The organism is Paraburkholderia sp. CI3 (assembly GCF_050436505.1).
Lineage (GTDB): Bacteria > Pseudomonadota > Gammaproteobacteria > Burkholderiales > Burkholderiaceae > Paraburkholderia > Paraburkholderia tuberum.
Genome location: NZ_JBNDMI010000001.1, coordinates 521,972 through 546,560 on the forward strand (window position 1 = coordinate 521,972; position 24,589 = coordinate 546,560).

The 24,589-nt window shown below is 55.8% G+C and carries 18 protein-coding genes and 6 pseudogenes; 17 read left to right on the forward strand and 7 right to left on the reverse strand.

The features are described 5' to 3' along the window. Positions 1-55: 55 nt before the first annotated feature. The 5 genes from OKW29_RS02470 (at position 56) to OKW29_RS02490 (ending at position 5,452) form a co-directional block, all read left to right on the forward strand. The gene (locus OKW29_RS02470) at positions 56-541 is read left to right on the forward strand and encodes a hypothetical protein (RefSeq protein WP_184072288.1); all 486 of its coding nucleotides are present in this window, start codon (positions 56-58) and stop codon (positions 539-541) included. A gap of 81 nt (positions 542-622) precedes the next feature. Continuing rightward, a complete protein-coding gene (locus OKW29_RS02475) occupies positions 623-2,311 on the forward strand; it encodes an NAD(P)/FAD-dependent oxidoreductase (protein WP_187615835.1) in 1,689 nt (562 codons plus the stop codon). Positions 2,312-2,347: 36 nt separating this feature from the next. Then, positions 2,348-3,688 carry an amidase family protein gene (locus tag OKW29_RS02480; RefSeq protein WP_184072284.1) on the forward strand — a complete coding sequence of 447 codons (1,341 nt, stop codon included), beginning with the start codon at positions 2,348-2,350 and terminating at the stop codon, positions 3,686-3,688. An 86-nt stretch (positions 3,689-3,774) separates the two neighbouring features. After that, positions 3,775-5,148, forward strand: a complete 1,374-nt coding sequence (locus OKW29_RS02485; protein WP_429289820.1) for a carboxyl transferase domain-containing protein — start codon at positions 3,775-3,777, stop codon at positions 5,146-5,148. Position 5,149: 1 nt separating this feature from the next. After that, entirely contained in the window at positions 5,150-5,452 is a 303-nt protein-coding gene (locus tag OKW29_RS02490; RefSeq protein WP_429289821.1) for a hypothetical protein, read from the forward strand. Positions 5,453-5,838: 386 nt separating this feature from the next. On the opposite strand, the gene OKW29_RS02495 is transcribed toward OKW29_RS02490, so the two are convergent. Beyond that, entirely contained in the window at positions 5,839-6,786 is a 948-nt protein-coding gene (locus OKW29_RS02495; protein WP_429289822.1) for a LysR family transcriptional regulator, read from the reverse strand. A 513-nt stretch (positions 6,787-7,299) separates the two neighbouring features. Here OKW29_RS02495 and OKW29_RS02500 point away from each other — a divergent pair. From OKW29_RS02500 to nodU, 4 genes are all read left to right on the forward strand, one after another. Continuing rightward, positions 7,300-8,673 (forward strand): carbamoyltransferase N-terminal domain-containing protein, encoded by a 1,374-nt coding sequence (locus tag OKW29_RS02500; RefSeq protein WP_429289823.1) that lies wholly within the window; start codon positions 7,300-7,302, stop codon positions 8,671-8,673. Then, positions 8,654-9,313: a carbamoyltransferase C-terminal domain-containing protein gene (locus OKW29_RS02505; protein ID WP_429289824.1), complete on the forward strand. Its 660-nt coding sequence runs from the start codon at positions 8,654-8,656 to the stop codon at positions 9,311-9,313. The genes OKW29_RS02500 and OKW29_RS02505 overlap by 20 nt, the downstream gene beginning before the upstream one ends. A gap of 192 nt (positions 9,314-9,505) precedes the next feature. Next, positions 9,506-10,135, forward strand: a complete 630-nt coding sequence (nodS, locus tag OKW29_RS02510) for a nodulation methyltransferase NodS (protein ID WP_184072273.1) — start codon at positions 9,506-9,508, stop codon at positions 10,133-10,135. Between the two features lie 13 nt (positions 10,136-10,148). Then, positions 10,149-11,870, forward strand: a complete 1,722-nt coding sequence (gene nodU / locus OKW29_RS02515) for a nodulation protein NodU (RefSeq protein ID WP_429289825.1) — start codon at positions 10,149-10,151, stop codon at positions 11,868-11,870. Between the two features lie 204 nt (positions 11,871-12,074). Here the strand turns inward: nodU and OKW29_RS02520 are convergent. Next, positions 12,075-12,685: pseudogene (locus OKW29_RS02520) on the reverse strand (transposase); the annotation flags it as partial. A 30-nt stretch (positions 12,686-12,715) separates the two neighbouring features. Here OKW29_RS02520 and OKW29_RS02525 point away from each other — a divergent pair. Further along, positions 12,716-12,909, forward strand: a pseudogene (locus tag OKW29_RS02525) (hypothetical protein); the annotation flags it as partial. 161 nt (positions 12,910-13,070) lie between these two features. On the opposite strand, the gene OKW29_RS02530 reads toward OKW29_RS02525, so the two are convergent. The 3 genes and pseudogenes from OKW29_RS02530 to OKW29_RS02540 form a co-directional block, all read right to left on the reverse strand. After that, on the reverse strand, positions 13,071-13,268 hold the full coding sequence (locus OKW29_RS02530) for a hypothetical protein (protein WP_429289826.1): 198 nt from the start codon (positions 13,266-13,268) through the stop codon (positions 13,071-13,073). A gap of 7 nt (positions 13,269-13,275) precedes the next feature. Then, positions 13,276-13,347 (reverse strand): annotated as a pseudogene (locus tag OKW29_RS02535) (IS6 family transposase); the annotation flags it as partial. A 296-nt stretch (positions 13,348-13,643) separates the two neighbouring features. Further along, positions 13,644-13,903 (reverse strand): annotated as a pseudogene (locus tag OKW29_RS02540) (IS701 family transposase); the annotation flags it as partial. A gap of 475 nt (positions 13,904-14,378) precedes the next feature. Here OKW29_RS02540 and OKW29_RS02545 point away from each other — a divergent pair. After that, on the forward strand, positions 14,379-15,677 hold the full coding sequence (locus tag OKW29_RS02545) for a cytochrome P450 (protein WP_429289827.1): 1,299 nt from the start codon (positions 14,379-14,381) through the stop codon (positions 15,675-15,677). A 101-nt stretch (positions 15,678-15,778) separates the two neighbouring features. On the opposite strand, the pseudogene OKW29_RS02550 reads toward OKW29_RS02545, so the two are convergent. Further along, positions 15,779-16,229 (reverse strand): annotated as a pseudogene (locus OKW29_RS02550) (IS110 family transposase); the annotation flags it as partial. Between the two features lie 298 nt (positions 16,230-16,527). Here OKW29_RS02550 and OKW29_RS02555 point away from each other — a divergent pair. After that, entirely contained in the window at positions 16,528-17,598 is a 1,071-nt protein-coding gene (locus tag OKW29_RS02555) for a porin (RefSeq protein WP_429289828.1), read from the forward strand. Between the two features lie 289 nt (positions 17,599-17,887). Here the strand turns inward: OKW29_RS02555 and OKW29_RS02560 are convergent. Further along, positions 17,888-18,758, reverse strand: a pseudogene (locus tag OKW29_RS02560) (IS3 family transposase). A gap of 493 nt (positions 18,759-19,251) precedes the next feature. On the opposite strand from OKW29_RS02560, the gene OKW29_RS02565 reads away from it, so the two are divergent. From OKW29_RS02565 to OKW29_RS02585, 5 genes are read left to right on the forward strand one after another with little or no spacing between them, the layout of a single operon-like run. Further along, positions 19,252-20,574: a lysine N(6)-hydroxylase/L-ornithine N(5)-oxygenase family protein gene (locus OKW29_RS02565; RefSeq protein WP_429289829.1), complete on the forward strand. Its 1,323-nt coding sequence runs from the start codon at positions 19,252-19,254 to the stop codon at positions 20,572-20,574. Between the two features lie 4 nt (positions 20,575-20,578). Beyond that, entirely contained in the window at positions 20,579-21,820 is a 1,242-nt protein-coding gene (locus OKW29_RS02570; RefSeq protein WP_429289830.1) for an MFS transporter, read from the forward strand. A 40-nt stretch (positions 21,821-21,860) separates the two neighbouring features. After that, positions 21,861-22,640, forward strand: coding sequence for a phytanoyl-CoA dioxygenase family protein (locus OKW29_RS02575; protein ID WP_184072262.1), 780 nt, complete (start codon positions 21,861-21,863; stop codon positions 22,638-22,640). Then, positions 22,618-22,992: a cupin domain-containing protein gene (locus OKW29_RS02580; protein WP_429289831.1), complete on the forward strand. Its 375-nt coding sequence runs from the start codon at positions 22,618-22,620 to the stop codon at positions 22,990-22,992. Before OKW29_RS02575 ends, OKW29_RS02580 begins: the two co-directional genes overlap by 23 nt. Before the next feature lies 1 nt (position 22,993). After that, complete coding sequence (locus OKW29_RS02585; protein WP_429289832.1) at positions 22,994-24,577, forward strand: class I tRNA ligase family protein; 1,584 nt, start codon at positions 22,994-22,996, stop codon at positions 24,575-24,577. Positions 24,578-24,589: the final 12 nt, after the last annotated feature.

Sequence of the window (24,589 nt, forward strand, 5' to 3'; positions counted from 1 at the left end):
CGGCTTCCGAGCGCCGCAAAAGCGGCCGGACGCCTCACCATATCGGAGCAAATTGATGAATCTCACTACTGGTATCGAATCGACCGATCTGTTCGGCGGCAACGTCCCTCCCCCCTTGCTACAGTTGATCGAGAGAACCCACGGCGGCAGCAATGACGATGTGGCCGCCGCGTTGTGGACTGCGGTCCTGTCGTACCCGCGCTGCCTGCCACCCTACTATCTGCTGTATAAGTTCCATGCGAACCGGGGTGAACTTGGCGAGGCGCAGGAGGTCGCGACCAAGGCTTTGGCAGTCGCCGCCCGGCAAGCGTCGCTCGACAGCGACTGGTGTGCGGTACAGCCGGGCGACACCGACTTCACCATTCCTGGTCCGGGCCGCTTCTGGCTCTTCACACTGAAGGCGCTCGCGTTCATTAGCGTGCGGCGCGGTGAGCGCGCCGTTGCACTGAAGCTGATCGCCAAGCTGCGCAGGCTGGACCCGATCGATTGCATAGGCTTGGACGTCGTGGAAGCCTTGCTCGCACAGTCCGCGTCCCGATAATCGCCGCCGGAAGAGGTCCCTGCGCTATTTCCAGCCATGATCGTTCCTCAGGTGGATGCATCGCCATAAAGGAGAAAATCCATGAAGAATCATGTCGCATCTTCACAAAGTCCATCACCGACTGTTGACCTATTGTATGACTACGCGCCGTTCCTCCAGCTCTGCGAGTCTGAAGGGGGAATCGGCTCCTTTTCATCACGCACCCCAACTCCGCGCGTTGCCATCGTAGGGGCCGGTATCAGCGGTCTTGTGGCGGCCACTGAACTGATGCGGGCAGGCGTAAACGACGTTACGGTCTTTGAGGCCCGCGATCGCATTGGAGGAAGAATATGGTCACAAGTATTTGATCCGCGCTACCCGCACCTTATTGCTGAAATGGGCGCAATGCGGGTCCCTCCGAGTGCAACCGGTCTTTTCCATTATTTGAACAAACACGGCATTTCCACGACCGCGTCTTTCCCCGATCCAGGAGTGGTTGATACCGAATTGCATTATCGCGGCACTCGCCATACCTGGCCGGCGGGGGATTCGCCGCCGCCTTTGTTCAGGCTCGTTCATGAAGGCTGGAGGGCCTTTTTGCAGGATGGGTGCGTGATCAATGGCACATCTCTTGTAGCGCCGGCAGAAATCACGGTCATGTTGAAGTCACATCGCTTTCAGGAAGCGCGTGCGGCATGGCAAACGTGGCTCGATGTCTTCCGTGACAGTTCTTTCTATGCCGCCATTGTCGCGATTTTCACTGGTCCTCGCCCCCCCGGAGGCGTCCCTTGGGAAAGGCCTTATGACTTTGAGCTGTTTGGCTCTCTGGGAATAGGATCCGGCGGTTTCCTACCTGTTTATCAGGCCGGATTCACCGAAATACTGCGCTTGGTCGTTAACGGCTATCTGGATGATCAACGCCTGATTTCCTGCGGAATCTCTACACTGGCTGAGCGCCTGGCGGAAGCGGAGATCGCAGGGCGCTCCGTTGCTGAACGGGTTCGCTTCAATAGCGTGGGTCGCATCTACAAAGAAAATGGAAAGATAAAGCTGGTAACTGATGAAGACGAGGCATTGGTTTTCGACCGAGTAATCGTCACCAGCAACAACAGGGCAATGCAGATGGTTCATTGCCTGACCGACGACGAAACGTTTCTCAGCCGCGACGTCTCACGAGCCGTCAGGGAAACGCATCTTACGGGTTCCTCAAAGCTGTTCATGCTCACCCGCGACAAGTTCTGGATCACGAAAGACCTGCCAGTCACCATCCAGTCTGACAGTTTTGCGAGAGGAGTATATTGCCTTGATTACGAACCCGATAAGCCAGATGGTCAGGGTGTGGTTCTGCTTAGTTACACTTGGGAGGATGACGCTCACAAGCTACTGAGTGTTCCCGACAAAAAACAGCGGTGTGAGTGCTTCGTTGACGACCTTGCAACATTCCATCCAGAACTTGCGCGCCACCTTGTTCCCGCCGATGATGACTATGAACGTAGCGTCCTGCACCATGACTGGCTGACCGATCCGCATTCTTCGGGTGCCTTTAAGCTCAACTATCCGGGCGAAGATGTTTACTCGCAGCGTCTCTTCTTTCAGTTCAAGACCGCGAATGATCCCGCATGGGATTCCGGCCTTTATCTGGCAGGATGTGGCTGCTCTTTTACCGGAGGGTGGATTGAGGGAGCTGTGCAGACGGCTGTGAATAGCGCCTGCGCCGTCATACGCAGCGCAGGAGGAAATCTTTTACCGGGCAATCCTCTTGACGAGATCCGCAGTGCTTATCGTTACTGATATCGCACACGATGACCTCCTATTCGTGGAAATTTTATGTATTCGAAAAACACTGTGGAATCGCTTTGCGGTGGCATACGTACCGGTGCACTTTCTGCGGCTGAAATCCGGGAGCGTGCACTCAGCGCTGATGCGCATCTGAAAAAGCTCAACTGCTTCATCCGTGCTTGCGGCCCGGACGCGCATTTCGCTAAAGCGAATGATGCCCTGAAAGGCGCACCGCTCTACGGCATTCCCTTTTCCTTAAAGGACAATATTTGTGTTAAGGGGCTCCCTGTCACCGCCGGGACACCGGGGATGGAAGGTTGTATAGCCACGCGCGATGCGCTTGTTGTCAGAAAGCTGAGATCGCTCGGTGCTGTCGTTGCCGGCAAGAACAACATGCATGAACTCAGCTTTGGTATCACATCGGTCAATCCTCAATGGGGAACGGTCGGAAATCCAGCGGCTCCAGGGCATTTGGCTGGTGGCAGCAGTGGCGGCTGTGCCGCTGCCGTGGCAGCCGGTATCGTTCCGATGGCGATCGGAACGGACACCGGCGGCTCCGTAAGGATACCGGCCGCCTTCTGTGGTATCACCGGCTTCAGGCCCACAAGTGGTCGCTGGTCTTCGGCCGGAATCATTCCAGTTTCTCGCACGAAGGATTCGCCGGGCCTTCTGACGCGGACGGCGAAAGATGCATTGCTTCTATATGATCTGCTGTCCCCCGATAGCCACCTTCCGACAAAACAGAAAAATACTCGCGGCCGAATAGGCCTTCCGGCCTCCATGTGGACTGACCTGGAGGATGATGTCCGAAAGTATTGCTGGCATGCCGTCAAGCGATTGACCCGCGCTGGTTTCCAGTGCGTTGAACTGGATGACGCGGTTGTTGCTGACCTGAATAGAACCGGAACCTTCACCATTCCGGTTTACGAATTCTTCACGGACTTTCCCCGCACATTGCTTTCCCTAGGATGGGGAAACAGGATAAATGCCGTATTTGATAACATTCGCGACAAAATTGTCCGCGACATCATTCACGCCAATCTTGGTGGACAGCTTATCTCTGCCGCAGATTATTCATCAGCGATCCAGAATATAGGCGTCTTACGTCTACAAATAGACTCGCTGTTCAGCACTCAAGGCATCGATTTTCTCGTGTACCCGACAGTTCCGCGTAGCGTCCCTCATCTGAGCGATGCCAGCAGGCCGGGACTGTTTGCCGAAGTGATACGTAACACCGACCTGGCCAGCAACGCCGCGATACCTTCTATCACCCTTCCAGTTGCTCCCGATGATGCATTACCGGTGGGGTTGAGTATTGACGCCGCGCGGGGTCAGGACCGCCGTCTTCTGGCCGCAGCAACGTCTATAGAAGACATTTTGGCTTCCTGAAAATAAGGCTGCTATTCAACACCGCACAGATGCACGGCACCGAAAACAGCAAACATTCATACGCATTGCCAGGAGGCAGATAGCTAATGCAAATTTCGTTGAAAAGAATAAACGTGCTCTTTGACGCAGATAGTTTTGTTGACCGTCAACCTGCCGCAAAAAGTCATTTCATCTGCGGCGAAGGGACCATAAATTCGGTAAAAACGTTTCTGGTCATGAATCGCGGAGGAGACTGTGAATTTCAGGGAGGCGGACAGTGGCGCACTGCCGAGCAGATCATCAGCACAGTAACTCAGGCCCGGGATAAATGCGCCCCCTTAATCTACATTCAGGACAAGGCAGGAGGGACAGGCAGTTTCGACACCACGAAAGTGCTCTCGCCGGACATGGCCAGACTACTTTTATCCCCATTTGGAATGGGCAGGGTCAGTGCATCCCTCGCCGAATTTGCAGAAGGGAATTTGCTAATTTCCGCCATACTCGGTCCGACCTCAGGTCCACTTGCTTTACCGTTGATGCTCGCAGACCTGGTGTTGATGACTGAGAAAGGCGCTCTATGTATGGGCCGTCCGGATATGGTGAAGGCAATGCTGGCCCAGGAGTCCGATCTCTATTCGCTAGGTGGAACAGACGTTCACAGCAAGGGCTCGGGCTCGGTTCAACTGGTATTCAAAGATGAAGAAGGTTTATTCGAGTGCATAAGAAAATTACTGCACGGAAGTTTCAAAGGCAAGGCACCCCACGGCCTTGAATATGAAGAGCCCGATGCGGCTGATTTTGAAAAATTAATTCCATCAGATCATCGCGCACCCTATGATATGCATCATTTGCTGCATTCCTTTATCGACAAAGGCAGCTTTACGGAAATAAGCGCCGAATACGCGGAGGAAGTGTTGACCGCCTACGCGAGCATCAAAGGAAATTTCGCTGCAATTATTGCCAACAACCCTCGACATAATGGAGGTGCAATTTATCGGAAATCCGCCTCAAAAATGATAAAAATGATAAATATTGCCGCAAAAACCAACATGCCAATCATATTCATTGCCGATATCCCGGGATTTATGATCGGCAGAGAAGCTGAAAATAGTGGCATATTTTCGGCTGCAGCGGAATTATTCAGAGCACATGTTCGATGCAAGGTACCAAAGTTACTGCTCGTTGCCAGAAAAGCGTATACGGGAGGCGTGTACGCCATGTGTGGTCCTGGATTTGACCCTGTGGCAGTACTGGCGTATCCGCAGGCCCACATCGGGGTTTTCAGCCCGGACACGATGAAGAAAGTAATGTCTGAATCTGATGAGACCACCAGATCCATAATGCGAAAACTGACCAATGAGATTGAAAACCCCGAATTGTTGAAAATTAATGGGCTGATTACCGATGTCATCGAGATAGAACATACTCGGGAACAAATTACCAAGTATTTGTTCCCTGTAGGGAGTGAAGCTGGCGCCTGAGTTGAATCGCAAGCGTCTCACTTCCACAGTCCAGCGCAGTCTGCTTGTCGGTAACGCGAAGACATGGCGGGCGGATATCGCCGCGTTAAAGGGCGAAGTTTCGCGGTTTGGCGTCGGCCTGCCGTTGTTGAGGGCTAGCGAGGAGGTGCATGCGGCATCGACTGAAGCCGACGCCGACCGAATCTCGACGAACCAGGTTGCGGCCCCCAGCGAAGCCAGGCTCAACTGCGAGCAGATCCAGAAGGACCGAGAAAATGTTGAAACTAGCGCCCGCTGGCCGTGGAAGTCCGGCGTTAAGTCGTGAGTTCGGTGCACGGAGTGGTGGCAGGCTGCCGAACCATCGCGATCACTCACAACCGTCCGAGAAACCTGTATCACATAACGGCCGCTAGCGTCGACCGGCGACAGTCCCCGTGGCGCACCGCACGCGTACTGTGAGCGATAGACTTCATTAATGATGATCTTCAGCACCCAGCGATCGCGCAGTTGCAGCGTTGTCCATCACCGCGGCGCCATTCAGGCGACAACCAAATTGACACAGCTTGCCGGTCGCGCCGAACCTGCTCGATCAGGCGTTTGCCGTCACCGTGCTGAATCAGGCCTAGTGTGACGATATACGTTATATCGCCACAAAACCCTCGAAACCCCACAAATCCAGGCCGCAAAAACCTTGCTGAAAAATGCCATTTTCTAACTTGGGTGGATTGGTCTTCGCGTGGTCTCACCCGGAGGAATCATGCGTGACGCCTCCTGCAATATTATCTCCCGCATCCAATTGCTTGCCGGATCACTGTTGTGAAGGGCAGACCATTGGACGGCCTCGGTGAATGCGGGAAGTGGCAGCGGAAGTTCGACGATCCGCAGAGGCATCGTTTTTTCGAAATACTTGACCAGCCTCAAGGGCATCGTCCCTATACGATCAGTGTTTAATAGCATAGGCGGGATCATGCTAAAGCTCTGCACGATGACCTCGTCCCGTCTCTTGAGACCGTGCTGACGCAAAAACCATTCCTCGATGGAGGGCTGCCGCGTACGCCCGAACCTGACCACAACGTGCCCCATCGACATATATTTCTCGAATGTAAGCTGCCCTGATAGCTGCTTGTTCGTGCGGCAGCCTACACACACGAGCGTCTCCTCGAACAGCTTCGCTTTAGGGTGCGTGCTCGACATGAACAATTCCGGCAAGATAAGAAAATCGGCTTCGCCGCGCCGGAGAACCTCATCGGGGTCATCGGCAAGTGGCAGCAACTCGAAGCTGACGGCGGGAGCTTCCCGTGCAATACGCTCCACGATCTTTCGAAAAAATACGACTGCCATGAAATCGGAAAGGATGATCCTGAAGCGGCGATCCGATTTGGCTGGGTTGAAGACGTCCTGGGAAATAACGGAGAGCTGGATGTGCACCAGAGCCTCGCGGATTGGAGCAGCGAGCCCTTCTGCACGCGGTGTTGGGACAAATTCCCGGCCCCTCATCGTAAATAGTTCATCGCAAAAATAGGCGCGTAGCCGGGCGACGGCCGCGCTCATGGCCGGCTGGCTCAGGTTGATGCTGCGTGCCGCCGCGGTGAGATTACGCTCGGTCATCAGAGCATCGAGCGCGACGAGGAGATTTAGATCGAGGCCCTTGAAACGCATGATCCCAAGTTATCCATAATGTAGATGTGTTCCATCAAAACAATCGATTTTACGAATTGTACGGCATGGAGGATAGTGTTCCTGGTAGATCCGTTTAAATTTCGCAACCTGCTGGCGCCTTCGTGGTGCCGGGATAGTGGATGAAGTGTGTCGCAGAACTGAGCGAAGCCGAGGAAATGACGTTGCAGCAGTTGTCGATCAATCACATGCATCGGGAGCCCTCCTCGCGAACTCGCCGCATGTTTGGCAACGATTGCGGATTTCCTCGAGGTTCCAGCGCTTCAGCTTTCTGGTCGCGCCATCCTTCAGCGCCAGGAAACGCGACCCTGGACCAAACGGTACAGAATTTTCATGAATTGCGGCGCCATTTTGCAGACGGACCCTACGCGAGATTCTTTGGGCTGGTGACCTCTGACCAGTGTTCGCAGCGGCGAGCGATACCCTACCTTACTTATGTGGTAGGGGTTCGAGTCTTGCCAGTAGGGCCTTCCTACCACGATGAAGGAGAGAAACATGCTGTGCTTAGGAGTGAGCGGCGGGCTAGACAAAGTTCATGAAAATTCACTCGAACTGCCGAACACATTTCTGCACGACGGCGCTGCGGTGCTTGTCCGGGACGGACGCGTAATAGCGGCCGTCGAAGAGGAGCGCCTCAACCGGATCAAGCACTCTAACAAGTTCCCGAGCAGTTCAATTCAATACTGCCTCGCATCCGCAGGGATTCAGCTCAGCGATATCGACCACATCGCGTTTTACGCTACCGAGGCCTATTGCAACGTCATGCTCGAACGCCTGTTCCTGTCCCAGCCGAACATCTCCATTCCGGTGGATGCCAAGCTGTTTCTGCGTAACTTACTAATGCGGGAATTCGGTACCGAGGTCGATCCTTCGCGAGTCTCATTCGTGAGTCACCATCTGGCGCATGCCGTGAGCGCGTTTGCGATGTCTGGATTCGAGCAAAGTCTGATCCTCGCGGTCGATGGCGGCGGTGATTTCCTCTCGGGGCTCTTGGCGCTCGGATCTGGAACCGAAATTACGCAACTCGCGACTTTCGCAGAGCATAATTCTCTAGGGCTGTTTTATCTCGAAACAATCCGGTATCTCGGTTACGGCTTGTTCGACGAATACAAGGTCATGGGGCTTGCACCTTATGGGGATCCCGCTCCCTATCGCGGGCTCTTCGAGCAATTCTATCAACTGTCCGCCAACGGTGAGTACCGCGTCTACCTGGACCGCATCGGTCCGACGTTGCTCCGCAGCATCCAGGTCCGGCGAAAGGGAATGCCATTCACACAGCAGCATCGAGATGTGGGTGCTTCATTGCAGGAAGCGCTGGAGCGGATCGTGTTTCACATTCTCCGCCATCATCGCGAGGTCACCGGTATGAAGCGGCTGTGTATAGCCGGAGGAGTAGCTCATAACTGCACCATGAACGGTAAGCTGCTGTATTCGGGACTTTTCGAAGACATCTTCGTGCAGCCCGCAGCGCATGACGCCGGTTGCGCATTAGGCGCTGCCCTTATGATGTCAAACGACTTCGGTCGGCCCGCACCGCGTGAGCGATTGCAGGAGGTTTATTGGGGGCCCGATCTGGGGAGCGATCTGGTCGTGGAGCAAGAATTGAATGCGTGGGCCGGACACCTCGACGTTGAACGCAGTGATGACGTGGCAGGCAGAGCAGCGGACTGGATGGCCAATGGCGCCGTGATCGGCTGGGTGCAGGGTCGTTCGGAGTTCGGGCCACGCGCGCTTGGCAACCGCAGCATTCTTGCCGATCCCAGGCCGGTGGCAAACAAGGACCGGATCAACGCCATGGTCAAAAAGCGTGAGGGTTACCGACCGTTCGCGCCATCAGTGCTCGAGGACGATGCGCGCGAATTTTTTTGACCTCCCAGAGGGCACCCGCGAATTCCCTTTTATGAATTTTGTAGTTCGCGTGCGCGACTCCAAGCGTGCCTTGCTCGGCGCCATCACGCACATTGACGGTACAGCGCGGCTGCAAACAGTATCGCGCAAGACCAATCCCGCCTACTGGGAGGTTATTAATGCGTTCAAGAAGCGGACAGGAATCCCAATTCTGCTCAATACTTCCTTTAATAACAACGCTGAGCCGATCGTAGATTCGGTTGCAGACGCGATCGCCACATTTCTGACGACAGAGCTCGATGGACTTGTGGTCGGGCCGTTCCTCGTCAAAAAGCGGCCCGCAACGCAGGAACATTGGACTGCGCTCGCGGTTTCACTGCCGCCCTATGCATCGCTCTATCGGGTCCGCGCTCACACAGCGCTGGATCGTCAGGAGACGGTGTGCGAAATTCGCACCGGCGGCTCCAACTATGACAGTGTGCGTATTTCACATGAGTTGTTCGATCTGCTGATGCGGATCGAAGGCGAAGCCGTGCTCGGACATCTTCTCGATTCAATTACGCCTGAGCAGACTCGACGTGAAGCCCTCGTCAAGGAGCTGCGCGGATTGTGGGAACAGCGTCGGGTTCGGCTACATCCCTCACGGGCGTTGTCACGGTAACGACGCGCCTCCAATGAGTTGCTGAAGGTCTGAAACTAGGTAACAGCACTCGCGAGCTATTTTTCCAGAACGTTAAACAATAGCGTTTGGCCGCCGTGCAGTTCTTGTACCAACACGCCGGTTTTCAACGGAGCACCAGTCCCGGCCCAAGGTCCGGACACTCGCAGCGGCGCACCATAAAGGTAGACGGAATTGACACATCAAACGAACTTCGAATTGCTGCGTCGGGAATTGGACGCAGACGATCCATGGCGGCTCGACAGCAATCCCTTTGAGCACGAGCGCCACAGGCAAATGCTTCGGATGGCCCTTTCGCAGGGATCCGTCACAAATGCGCTCGAAGTCGGATGCGCAGGCGGAGCCTTCACGGAAAAATTGGCACCGCACTGCCAACGGCTCACCGTGATCGATATCGTGCCAAGCGCAATTGCCAGGACACGCGAACGCATGATGGACTCACCACACATCAATTGGATCGTCTCCGATGTCCAGCATTTTTCGACTGAGCAACAGTTCGATCTGATCGTGGTGGCGGAGGTTCTCTATTACCTCGACGGCAGCGCCGAGGTGCGCGCGGCTGTCCGCAATTTAGCACGGATGCTTGCGCCCGCTGGACAGCTGGTTTTCGGATCGGCACGTGACGCCAATTGCCGGCGATGGGGCCACATTGCCGGAGCCGAGACGGTCATAGCCATCCTGGAAGAAGAGCTGGTTGAAATCGATCGCTTGAGGTGCGTCGGTCAGTCGTCGAATGAAGACTGTCTGCTCGCCTGTTTTCGAAACGCGGCTTCGCCTTCGTGTGGACCAACTTACCAGCCTTAGGCCGGGAGATATTATGCGCATCTGTGGGATCAAACTGACGCACGACGGAGCGATCGCCCTTGTCGAGGATGGAAAACTGGTTTTTTGCGTGGAGCAGGAAAAGCTAGACAACAATCCGCGGTATCAGGCGATCGACGACCTCGACGCGATCGCGATCGCATTGGCCGAGCATGGTTTCGATGCGCACGATATCGACCAGTTTGTCATCGACGGCTGGGACGGAGTAGTCGAGTCGGAGTTTCGGGTCCTCAGTGGGTCGATTCCCGTCAGCCTGAAAGGAGCCCCTTATGCCGAACGCCGAGCCGATGATCTTCTCGCTTCGCTCGACGGCTCCGGACTGCTTGTCGGCGGCCAGTCCTTTCCTTATAAAAGCTATCCTCACGTGTCAGGCCATGTGGCCTCGGCGTACTGCACCAGTCCCTTTGCCCAAAGCGGGCAATCTGCATTCTGTTTGGTGTGGGATGGTGGCATCGTCCCACGCCTCTATCATGTAGAACGCCACCACGCCCGCCATGTTGACTGCCTTTTCCCCGTGATAGGTCACATCTATGCTGCGGCGGGTCATCACTTTGGTCCTTATAAGAAGCCGGGCGGCGCCCGGTGGGATCTGGGTGTGGCCGGCAAGCTGATGGCTTACATCGCGCTGGGCTCCGTTGACGAAGATATCGTTGAGGTATTTCGCGGGCTTTATCAGGCACGCTTTGCTGGCGACACGGAGTGTGCGCAAGCTTATCGCGAGAACATCCACAGCGCGGACGCGTCACTAGCGGCTGTGGGAGAGTTCTTCGAAGCAAGCGCGCTGCGACTGGAAGCCAAGCCGCCCGAAGACGTACTCGCCTCGTTCCATGTATTCCTCGAGCGTCTTCTCGTTCATGAAATGGGTATCGCGCTGCAGCGCCATTCGATTGCGGGGCCGAAAAATTTGTGCATCGCTGGCGGATGCGGACTCAATATCAAATGGAACAGCGCCCTGCGCGCGAGCGGTTTGTTCGACGCAATCTGGGTGCCGCCGTTTCCCAACGATAGCGGGTCTGCGATTGGCGCCGCTTGTTGCGCGCTGGCAGCCGAGAAGGGCTTCGTGCCGCTGGAGTGGTCGGTATATAGCGGACCGGCCTTAAAAGGTTGCCAAGTACCGCCCGGATGGACGGCGTCTACTTGCTCCATTGCAGAACTCGCCAGCATACTCGCCAGTAGCAAGCCCGTCGTTTTCCTTGCCGGCCGAGCCGAGCTCGGACCACGAGCATTGGGGGGCAGAAGCATTCTGGCCGCCGCGACTTTGCCCACAATGAAGGATCATCTCAACGACATCAAGTTTCGAGAGCACTTCCGTCCCGTGGCGCCAATTTGCCTTGAGGATCGTGCGCCGACCATTTTTAGCCCGGGGAGCCCTGATCCCTATATGTTGTTCGATCATCAGACGCGCGCGGAATGGCGAGAAAAGATCCCTGCCATCGTGCATCTCGACGGATCTGCCCGATTGCAGACCATTTCAAGAACTTCCGAGCATCCGGTGGCGCAACTTCTGGTCGAATACGAAAAACTGACGGGTATTCCGCTGCTCTGCAACACGAGCGCCAACTATCACGGACGAGGTTTCTTCCCGGACGCTGCTTCAGCCTGTGCGTGGGGACGCGTCGAACGTGTGTGGTGCGATGGTTTGTTACTGACCAGGACTGGTCTGTCGCCGTCAGTCGACGAAACACTTTTCGCTACGTCGCCGTTCGAAGATTGCTGACGTTGCAGCTCAGTGGTCAGTACGACGCGGTCAATTGTCCCTGCAGCTCGCTCTATCGCTACGGTCCGAAGACGATCAGCAGGCCGCCCTTGGCTCGATGTTCACAAGCACTTATCCCGGGCGGAGGTTGCTCATCGACCCGCGGAACCTCGATGCCCTCCTCGGAAATTTTGGCTCATTTCAAAATGCAGTGGGTAACGAGGCTTACGCGGCATCCGGGTTGAAGCTGGAGAAATCGAGCTTGCCGGCGATGAGAAAGAGGACGGTGCGCATCGTCGTGAAGCGCGTGTAACCGCGAACCTTGCGCTTGGCAGCTTGAAACAAGCCTTGATGGCCTCGATGAAGCCGTTGGTCTGGCGGGTCTGAGTCCAGGCGACGATGCCATCGAAGTGCCGGCAAATCAGACGTGCCACGTCCTTCATCGGCTCGACTTTCGAGCCCATGACGTTGGTGCACCACTGCCGCAACATCGCGGAAACAACATGGATTTGCTTGCGCTCGAGAATCTCGCGCAGTTGCTCGCGATACAGCTAGGCGCGGGCGGTGCGTTTGGTGGCGTACTGCCTGACCAGCGCCTCGAGGTCGGTCAATTGCGCCAGATTCAGTTTGTTCACGTCCTTGAGCAGCGTCCAGCCCATCCCCTTGAGTTCCGAATCGGCTTTCTGCTGCTGGCGGCGGACCGTATCGAGCGCCTTGGACGCGTGGGCGACGACGTGAAACTTGTCGAATGTCAGCCGCGCATTGGGCAGATGTTCGCCCACGCCCTTGATGAACGCCGGCGACATGTCAACGCTCACCGAAATGACCTGTTCGGGCGTGCACCGCATTAGACTCGACTGCAAGTCTATCCGTCGAACCGGGTCAACTCGAACCGCGCTATCCGGTCGCTGTCACCGCGCGTAAAGGTGGAATTTTTGAGCGGCTTCAGCACGGCAGCAGGCGCTGCCGGCGCCTCGCACCTTAAAGGGCTGCCGCGTATCGACGGGCGACCACGCCGGCAGCTACGCGGCCTTACCAGGTTGTTGAGTTCGATGGCCACGGACAGGTTCCGGCCATAGATAACATCTGGCCGAGTTCAATCCGGAGCGAGCCGTTTAGTTCGTCACCTGGTAAATGCTTCCGGCTTCTCCGATACGCCATCTTCCCCACGATTGCTAACACTGGAAGATTCAGGAGGTCCACTTCGCCCCAACGCCTCGGTCACCAGGCGATGCTGTTCGGCGAGATGTGCGCGAACTGACGAATGTGCACCCGACCTCTGGCATAGGCGGTCTTGACAGAGTTTCGCTCATAGAAGTGTGATCCACCGTCGAGACATACTGCTGCGCCGCCCTCAGGAAATTCATGCGTCGATGCAACAACCTGAAAACCAATGTCGTGACTGACATGCAAAGTCATATCAACACCAACGAACCGCGCAACTGATGATCGCCGCCGGGAAATGAAAGCCGTGGTACGGTGATTTGCTCTTCTTCATCCCGACATTCTATCTGGCAGCGGTCTCAAGTTGACAGTGCCAGCCAGATGGGCTACGAATGCAAACGTCCACACCCGACGTCCGGGTATCTGCATCGATGAAGCGGCTGCAGTAGATGTTCAATCAATTCGACGAAAAGACTGTTTGTGCGGGAGCGAACGAAGCGAAAAAACCGATCGCATCAGGCTTAAGTCTTACTGCATCATATAATTAGTTGTGTATTCTATTTCCGCACAGGAAGAGTGCCATCTTTGTATGAGGCGTAGTCCAAGCAGGATACGCAACGTGGTAACAAATCAGGAACGTGGCGTTGTGCGCGCTGGACTGCCCCGTGGGATGTAATCCGGGGGAAGGACAGGCAGCGTGCGTTCAAGGAAGTTTTTTTATCGCCTTCATCTGATCCCATCCTGAGTCGCTGAGCCATCATAAACCCATATGCAGTGGTACTCAGTCTGGCGTGGTGGTGAAAGCCACGCCAGCCACGCCCCTCGTAGTGACCGAGCCCAAACTCCCGTTTCAGGTCCTGATAGTCGCGCTCGATGCGCCAGCGCATTTGGTCACGAACACAAACTGCTCAAGCCTCGCCTCCTCTGGGGCCGGCTCAGATTGTTGCGTACTGGCCCGACAAACAGTAGCCCTCAAGGACCACCTGAGCGATCACTTAACCAAGAAGAGTTGACCTAGATTAAGGGTACTCAGGGAGACCGCGGATAGTATGAAGGAACACGACGGGCGGATATCGACGTCCGTCACGCCAGTTCACCCACATTACCGATGCGAACGCTGCAGTGCCTACGCCAACGGGAAACCGTTCTGCAGATATCGGGTGACAGCAAGCTCTATACATGAATGCTACTTCAAAGCCCGTGGAAAGGATCTCAGTACACGCGAGCGAGCGGCCGGTTGAATCCGCAGTTGAGACCAGTCATTGAGTCCGCGGGGAGCCCAATAGCGAAATGGGGCGGGAAGTGGCGCCCTTCTCTTGCCTAGACGGTGCTGCCCGTCCACCAACAAACCGCACTATCAATATCATGAGCATGCCAAATTACGACTTACCGAAAGACATAGCAAACCATCTGGTTGATCCGCAGTCCTATACCAACCTCAATCGTCTCCATGAAACCTATACTTGGGCGCGTGCAAACAACCCTGTCGGGCGTGCAATGGCGGACGGACATGATCCGTTCTGGGTGGTCACGAAACACGCCGACGTCTCCATGATCTCACGAGACAATGTCTTGTTCCGCAACGGCGACTATTCTGTCGTCTGCAGGCCAAGAGCGTCGATTGAGCATGTCATTTCCACCACCGGTAGTCCAAACATCGTCCGATCGCTCGTGCACGTCGACGGCGACGAGCACAAGAGTCTACGTGCGCTGACACAGTCGTGGTTCATGCCGAACAGCATTCTCGAGCTTGACGACCGCATTCGATCGCTGGCAAATATGACGATCGCGAAGCTGTTGCATCACAGCGGGCAAGTGATCGATTTTGCGAATGACTTTGCATTGCATTTCCCACTGAACGTGATCATGGATATTCTCGGCGTTCCGCAGGAAGATTCCCTGCGCATGTTGACGCTGACTCAGGAGATGTTCGGAAGCGAGGATGCCGAATACAAGCGCGAAGTGCAGCGCCAAGGCGATGCGGGCGGTGCGATGGGCAAGGCTCTGCTGTCCATTGTGGCCGACTTCAAGGATTATTTCGACCGCCTGACCGAAGACCGCCGGAAGAACCCACGTAACGATATCGCAAGCTTGCTGGCCAACGCGGTGATCAATGGACAGCCTATCGATGAAGCGACCCGTCTCGGCTATTACGTGATCATCGCCGCAGCAGGACATGATACGGTTTCGTCGTCCATATCGGTCGCGATGTGGGCGTTGAGCCGCTTCCCTGAGCTACTGCCGCGACTACAGGCGGATCGTTCGCTGATTCCGCAGTTTATCGACGAAACCCTTCGCTACGCATCGCCGGTGCGTCATTTCATGCGTACAGCGACTGCCGACACCAACGTCCGGGGTCGGACAATCCGCAAGGGCGATTGGCTGATGCTCTGCTATGGCTCGGCAAATCGTGACGAGCAAGTCTTCCCTGAGCCGTTCGCATTCAATATCGACCGCAAACCGAACCGGCATCTCGCTTTCGGCGTCGGCGCCCACGTGTGTTTGGGTCAGCATCTCGCGAACATGGAAATGCGCATCTTGTTTGAGGAACTGGTCCCGAGGTTGCGGCTTATTGAGCCGGCGGGCGAAATCGAATTCGTTGCGTCCAGCTTCGTGAGCGGCCCGAAGCATCTTCCAGTTCGTTGCGTGGTGCATCCGCATTGAGCCACCGGAGCCTGTAGTTGGAGTGAACCCTTGAGGCTCGGCCTTGACGATGAACCGAGCGTCCTCTTTCCACACCTCCGCATGCAGCGTGGGTTGTGGCGGCCGCACAGCATGGTGATTTCGGCGAGCAGTACGTCAGCCAGTCGGAGGCGGCGCAGTGTAAGCGGCATTGAGCGCATCAATCTTGGCATTGCCATCGAGCAGGTCGGCAATGCGGCGCATAGCCAGGCTGGTAAGGATGCGACTAGGACACCAAGGTCAGGAGCGACTGTCACGGACAATGCTTCGATGGTGAGGGTGATCTACGACGAACAAAATTTCACCGAACGTCTTCAGTTCGGAGATGAGTGCACAGCTTGGCCTCATCGTCGGGCCAGCGCTTTGCTGTACCAACGCTTTCGGGTTCGGCCGAGGGCTACGGGGTGATGGTGACCTTTGCCTATGTCAACGCTCATGAATGGGTCGACTAACCGATGTTGTTGGCTTTTCATGCATCGCGGGCTTCGCACGTTGCACGGCTCGGTCTGCAACATCGGCGGCAAGTCTCCGCATTCACGTACTGGATGGCCTAATGATGTTCCGGCTGAACTCCTATTAGCGATCACCTGCCCCGCCAGGCCCGGTGCCCCCCGGCTCACGACTGCAACTTGGAGCATCATGCCGGGCCTGGATTCCCAATTCTCAGTTATCGAGGCGTGAAGATAGTAACGGAGTGCGCATGGCATAGATTTGGCGGTTACTCCATCCAACTCCACTCTCTGTCGGATTTGTTCAATGACCACGATATTGGCTCATCAGAAGCAAAAAGAAATTCGGCTTCCAAATGATAAAATCGGTATACGCAGTGTTGATGGGAGTATTTTTTGGATTAGCGTGCGATTCAAGCCGAGCGCAGAGTGGCGTTACGCTATATGGAGCATTAGATGTTCTCATTGATATCTCAAATCAGGGCAGAGGAACCTTAACTAAAATGTCGAATGGCGGCACGTTCGGATCGCGACTTGGCCTTATGGGTAGCGAAGTCTTCGGTGACGGTTACAAAGCTATTTTCAGACTTGAGAGTGGTTTCGCGCCTAATGCCGGCACCATACAGCAGGGCGGTGCACTTTTCGGCCGGCAAGCGTATATTGGCTTCGAAGGTCCTGAAGGGACTTTAACTTTTGGTCGTCAATACTCGCCAGAGTTTCTTGCTATGAGTGACAACGACGTTTTTTTGGGAGGCTTAGGAGGGAGCATCTGGGGCGTTGATCGCACTTTGCCTAATGGTACCGTCCAAGCTACGCTCCTTACCGAGGTCATTACGTGCCGCGTTAATAATTCCGTTCTTTACTCATCTCCGAAAATTTATGGATTCTCGGTTGGGTTGATGTACGGTCTCGGCGGTGTTGCGAAATCTACAAGTGGCGGAACAACCTTTAGCGGGGCAATCAATTACACCAATGGGCCCGCAACGTTTCATGCCGGATATGTCTATCAGAGAGACGGATTGGATCAGAAATATTACAAAGCATGGGGTGTCGGCGGTAACTATGCGATTGGGCCGGTAAGGGTGTATCTCGGATACACTAAAGATGACTATTCAATCATAACTGGCGCAGCATCGTTGAATAATTCGTTGCGGTATGCAATTGCCAATCTTGGGGCGAGCTACCAAATCACCCATTCGACCGTATTAATGGCACAAGTTATCAAATTGATTGACACCTCGAATGGAATTACTCAGTCAAAAAATTCGTACATTGTAGGACTAGGTGTTTTTTATTCTCTTTTGAAAAACACCAGTATATATATCGGGTACGCACAAACAAAAAATAAAAACGGGTCCGCTTACACGTTGGGGCAAGCCCTATATTACGGGGAACCGGCATACCCCAACTCCACGGCACGCGTGTTTAGATTCGGAATGCGAACGACCTTCTAGATTAAAGTTGAAAATCGGCGGCTAATCAGTCGAGCCTGAACAATCCGGCGAGCCTTATATGGCATGGCTTTGGGGCCGAAATGGTGTCGTTGGAATTGCGGGAACCTGGCATATTGACGCGTAAATCCTGCATTTTTCGACGAGGTGCAGATGCGTCCGAAGACGCCTGTGCCGGAACAAGATTTCTCCGCCAGCCGCTGCGAGAGCAGATCAGCCTGAAGCACCCGTTGGTGCGACAGGCCGACCTGACCAACTGTGAGGTCTGTCGGAATTCGTGGACGCGAACGGGTTAAGCAGCGGTTTTACTCAAATGGAATCGCTGCGTGAAAGCGGCCGGCGACAGATAGTCCAGACGCGCCTGTGTGCGCTGCCGGTTGTAAAAGATTTCGATGTATTCAGTGATCTCGTTGCGGGCCTGGTCGCGGGTCGCGAACTTGCGATGATAGACGAGCTCATTTTTCAGTGAGCCCCAGAATGATTCAATTGGTGCGTTATCAAAACAATTTCCGCGTCTGCTCATTGATGCCTGCATGCCGGACTGTTTGAGGAGCTTCTGATAGGCATGGTCGCAGTACTGACTGCCGCGGTCCGTATACTGAATTAGACCGGCCGGTGATAAGTGCGACGCGACGGCACGAAAAAGCGCACGCATTACCAACTGTTTTGTCATGCGCTCGCTCATCGCATAGCCGACTACTTCTCCGTAAACAGGTCCGTCGCGACCGATGAGGGATGGCTGTATCTGGCCGGCCCCAAGGGGTCGTGCGTTGAATTCGTCGTCGCTGGACACGCCCAGGAAGCGGCACATTAAACGCACTGGATATTGCTGTCGCATCTGTTCAGTTACGCCGTACTTCACCGCGACTCCGTCGCGAAGTACATTGCGAACTTTTTTAACAGATCGCGCTCCATTTTTACTTCGGCCAATTCCCGCTTGACCCGCCCCGGCTCGGCCTCAACCTCTGTCAGTGGTCTCTGATGCTGCCCAACATTCTCCAGCTTGCCGTCCTTTGCAGCAGAATCCAGTTTGCTAACGTCTTCATCGAAATTGACAATCGACACGCGGCTTCGGACACGCCGAGGCCATCGGCTATTACCAGCTTTCCTGCTTCTTCACGAAATTCCTTCGTGTACACAGCCTTGGGATTCGGTCCATCAATGCCTCCATTCCTCAATTTTACGGAATGTTGGCGCCCACTTTTTTCAACCGGCCTCACCGTCGCACGACACGATTGATGACGATCGCCGGAAGCGATGACCACGATAGACCGATTCGATGTTCTGAGTCCCGGATGTTATCCGAAGCACTGAGCAACGTGACAACTCTCTTTGGACTGCGGGTGATCCGGCGTCTGAATCCGACAACGCCGCGTGGACAATTGACGCACCGCAAGGTTTGCGTATGTTCAAAGTGTTCAGCGTCTCAATTCCTCGTATGATTCACTCAGGCGGCCCGAGGTAATGTCAAACCAAGCATAGTGCTGGTCAGAATGCCATTAGGAAGAAAAGCGATCGTCATCTACGGCTTTCGTTTTCCTGCAGCGGGCAACGGCTACGCAGTACGCCGGCACCACCGCCTCAACCTTAGTCCACGGGAATTGCGCTGCACTATATCGGTTGGCCAATTCCCCTCTAACGGCGGAACAAGTTCCTATGGACATGCTAGACGTCATCGGTATTGGTATCGGACCGTTCAATCTAAGCCTCGCGGCGCTCATTCAGCCGACCGGTTTGCGAGCGCTCTTCTTTGAGAAGCGCATAAAATTCTCCTGGCATCCGGGGCTCATGCTGCCCCAAAGTCAACTCCAGGTGTCGCCGCTCAAGGATTGTGTGACCCTGGTGAATCCCACAAGCCCATATTCCTTTCTCAACTATCTCGCTGTACATCGACGCCTGTACAGTTTCGTGAATAAAGGTGGAAACAGCACGTCGCGACGTGAGTTCACCCACTATTACCAATGGGTCGCGCAATGCCTGGACACGCTTCGATTCGGCGAGGAGGTGATCGATATCAGGCCTTGCAATAAGGGCTATTGCGTGACCACTACCGCGCGCACCTATCATGCGCGCGCGGTAGTGGTCGGGGTCGGCGTCGAACCCAAGGTGCCGGCATGTGCGCGGCAGGTGGTTGGCGAGACGGTCTATCACGTAGACGACTACCTTAACCGGAAACCGTTCAGCGAAGACGAACATGTGCTGGTGGTGGGCGGCGGGCAGAGCGGCGCGGAAGTCGTCGAGCACATGCTGACCGAGTCAGGTCCCGACAAGATCACGTGGGCGACGTCGCGCGCCAATCTGTTTGCGATGGACGACAACGCATTTGTCAATGAAGCATACATGCCCAGTTATAGCCAACGCTTTCACACGCTGCCGATCCAGCAGCGCCGGGCCATTGTCGAAAGCGAAAAGCTCACCAGCGACGGCATCTCCGCCAGCCTGTGCAACCGGCTCTATGAAGCGTTGTACGAACGCAGCGTCCATGGCACGCTAGCCGACTGCTTTCGTCTGTTGCCTTCGGTGACAATGGACGAGATCACCCGCCGCAGCGGTCGCTGGCATATCGGGTTGACCTCGCTCGTCACGTCGCAGCGCAACGGCATAAGCGCGGACAGAATCATCCTGGCAACCGGTTTTCAGCCGCGCCATTTGCCATTCGTTCAGAAGCTGCTCGACGGCGCAAGCCGTGAAGACGGTCTGCCAACGCTCGATCCCGATTACGCCGTGCGCTTCGATGCACCAATGCCCGGTCCCGTGTATCTGCAAAACCAAAGCCGCGTGCAGCATGGCCTGCAAAGCGTCAATCTTTCGCTGGTCGCGTACAGGAACAGCCGCATCATCAACAGTCTGCTAGGTCGTGCGTTCTATCCGGATGTTCCGGACCGGCAACTGCTCGACAGCCTTGAGGATCAGGAGACTGAAGCAGGATCGGTACTGTGCGACGCGCCTCAGGCCTCGCGTCAACCGGCAGTGGCGTAAGCGCATGACTGGCTCCTCCATTTATCTATCGACTGGCGAGCGTGCGATCTCACACGCCGAGCACTTGCCGGCATCCCTCCAATTACGGGCGTTCATTCCGTTTCTGATCGCGTCACTGGTGATCGCCGCTTCGTACGGGACGAGTTTTCTCCTGCCCGAGTACCTGCAATCCCTGGGCATGAAGAGCGATGTCGCCGGCGCCGTGATTTCGAGCGGCATGCTCTCGACCATGATCTGCTGCTGCGTGGCTGGGCGCATAGCCCAGCGTATCGGTGTCATGCCGACCATCGCGCTGGCCTCGCTCGTCATGGCGGGCAGCATGCTCTGCTTCGCCGCTGCGCCAATGGACATTCGTGCCGTCTATGCAGGCGGTTTGCTGTTGGGCGCTGGGTGGTCCGTGTTCTTCATACTCGCGCCGCTGCAAATCATCCATCATCTGTGCCCCAACGCGCGTATCCAGTACCTGACCTTCGTCTCCGGCACGCAAATGGCCGGCCTGGGCATGGCGGCGCCTTTGAGCCGCCTGATCGCCCAACATACCGGCTCGATCGCGCTGGCCTACCTTCTGTTCGCTGCGGCATGCGCGGTGGCGGCAGTCTGCGTCAAGATCGCCAGCGAGGCGATGAGGGAGAGGTCCTGTTTGCCGATGACGCGCGTGGCCATTACCGCGACCGACACGTTGGCCCTGCTCAGGGCACGAACAGCAGTGCCGATCGCAATGATCGCACTGGCAGCCTGTGTCTTCGCCGGGCTGGCGACTTACCAGACACCCTATGCCGTCTCGCGTAACCTCAGGCCAGACCTGTTCTTCCTGACGTTCACGATAACCAGCGTGGCACTGCGCTTGTCGCTCGCGAGAACCATGGGACGCATCAAGCCCGCGCGACTGGCGCTCGCATTGTTTTTGCTGACCGGCGCCTCGCTCGTACTGTTCCTGTTGAACCACGGCAGCACGACGCTTTATATGGTCGCTACCGCGCTGTTCGCCACGGGCTACGGACTGAGCTACTCGACCCTGAACGGCATGGCCGTGAACCTCGCCGGAGACCACGCCGTTTCGGTGCCGGTGACTTCGCAAATCTTTACGCTTGCCTATTTCATCGGTCTGTTCGGATGCCCTTCCCTATGTGGCGTTCTGATTCACGTTTTCGGCGCCGATGCAATGCTCGTCGCCCTGCTAGGCGCCGTACTCGCCAATGTCGTGCTACTCGGCGTCATGCGAATGAAGGCGCATTTCGCCGCCTGACTTCTCCTTGAAAACTCCGTTCCTTAACGAGGTGGTTCGTATGCTGAATGAAACGCAAAAATCCAAGTGGCACGAAGATGGATATCTAAAAGTAGAGGGCTTTTTCGATCCGGTCACCCGCGAAAAGATTTCTGCTCTGGTCAACGATGTCTCGCGCTGGGAAATCAGCGACAGCAAATGGATGATGTGGTTCGAGAAGACCGAGGACGACCGCAGGATCGTTTCAAAGGTAGAGAACTTTTTGGACTTCAACAACGAGCTGCGCGATCTGTTGTTGGCCGACAAGCGTATCCAGACGGCTGTCGAATCGCTTCTCGATGAAGATACCCGCATGCTCAAGGAACTGCTCATCTTCAAGTACCCGGACAGCGGCGGCTATCGTCCACATCAGGACATCTATCACATTCCGCACAACATTCCTGAACGCATGGTGCATGCCGTGGTCGCCATCGGCATCGACGATTCCGATCCGGACAACGGCGGCCTGTTCTTCAGTCCGGGCAACCATCAGAAAGGTGTGTTTCCGATGGACGCCGGCGGCGTGATTCATCCGGAAGTGGCCGAGACGTTCAAGTGGGAACCCGTGCCCTGGAAGGCCGGCGACATCTTCGTCTTCGACGACTACGCGCCGCACTATTCGCAGCCCAACAAAAGTAACCGTTCGCGCCGCACGCTCTATCTGGTGTTCCAGCGCGCCTCAACTGGTGGCCCCACGCGTACGGAATACAACAAACTGAAGCGTGCCTACAACCCACCCGAAGGCAAGGAATCGGATATCCACGATCTGAAGCCGCCAAATGGCATTTTCTATCGCACCTAATGTAATTCACCGGAGGATGTGCGTGTACACAAAGCAGATTGACCCATCCATGATGCAGTCGGAATACGGCGTTCTTGTTTGCCGGCTGCTCGAACATCTGCCCGCTGGCCTGACAACAGCGTTCGGCACGTCGATTGTTGAGGTCGTGCCGGCGGGCGCTGTCAATCTGCACTCCCATTCCGAGCATGAACTGTGGGTACTCGTTTCAGGCAAGGGAGTCTTCGAGGTGAATGGTCAGGCGCGGCCAGTCGCAGATTCAACGCTGCTCTATATCGAGCCGAATCAGGAGCACGCGATTCGCAATGCCGATCCGGCGGCGAGCCTGAAATTTCTATCGATATGGTGGGACTAACGTGAACACACGCACTTTTTTCGTTTGCCCCGCACCGCCCTGCCCGAACGGCAAGCTGCATCTCGGCCATATCGGCGGGGTCTATCTGCTCACCGATCTTTTCGTTCGCTTTCAACGCATGAGAGGTCACCGCGCCTACCACGTCACAGGTGCGGACGAGCACGGCACCTATATGGTAGTGAAGGCGCGCAAGCTCGGTCGTCCGATTGACGAAGTCGCGCAGTTGCATATTGACGAGATAGTGGATTGCTTGCGGGCAATGCACATCGAGCCCGATGTCTTCATCAGAACAACGGACGCTACGCACAAGCAGAACAGTCTGAAGATCTTTCGCGAGCTGGAAGCTGCAGGCTACATTGATGTGCGTGATGGCCATCAACTCTACTGCGAAAACTGTGACGAGTTCGTGGCCGATTCGCTTGCCGTCGGCCTCTGCCCCGCGTGCGATGCGTCCACCGACAGCAACTTGTGCGAAAACTGCGGTTTGGCGCAACAGCACTCGAAGTTGCGAGCGCCAGTCCACACGTCGTGCGGCAAACCGCTATCGCTTCGCCCCATCGAACAGGCGGTTTTCGACATCCCTCGCATGGCAGCCATGCTTGACGATGCGATCAAGGGGAGTGAATGGGATCAAACGATCCAGCGTAAAGCGCGTGCATGGTTGCGTGACGAATTGCGGCCGCTGCCTATGTCGCGCATTTTCGACCGGGGTGTGACACTTGAAGCACCCGCGAAGATTGCGGGGCAAACGTTGATGACGTGGTTCGAAGGGCTTTGGTGTTTCGAGACGGGGATCCGCTTGCAGTGCGCGCGCGACGAGGTCAACTACGACACCGTGATGCGCGACCCCGATACACGCCTCCTGTTTTTCATGGGCCAGGATAACCGCTTCTACTACACCATCGGCGTGACTGGCAGCCTGCTTGCGCGCGGCTACCCGCTTCCGGCAAATCATTCGATCCAGGACTTCTATAAATTGGAGGGCGAGAAATTCTCGACCAGCCGCGACCATGCACTCTGGGCAGATGAAGTATCCCGGCAGGTCGACCCGAGTGTGTTGCGCTATGCGCTCGCTCGGATTGCCAAGCCGTTCGGCACCAACAATAACGATTTCCAGATCGGCGAACTGATCCGGTCGGCTTCGCACATCCTTGCGTGGGAAAGCGCCCTCCGCCGCGATTCACTGCACTCGGCGAATGTCGATGGAAGCGGTCTTACGCCGGCGCACGACGACATAGTCCAACGTTATATCACCGCGATGGACCAGGTACGCTTCTGGAACGCCCTCGATCTGATTGACGAATACTTCGTCGCGACGGGCTTCGGCACGAGCCCGGAAACGTGGCAGCCGGTGCACGTATCCGTCTTTCTGAGCATGCTCCATCCCGTGATGCCAGTGCTGGCCGAACGCTATGGAAACGTGTTCTTTGGCGGGAATTGGACACCGGCACTCGGCGCAAACGCCACGCTATTGGCTACGCCTCCCAGAGCGACGGCCGAATTTCCGCCGTTCGGAATGCCGATTGCCGACTCGTTCATCCGCCAATATCAATCGCGCTTCCAGCGCGCCGTCGATGCCGCGTAACCAACGATGGAG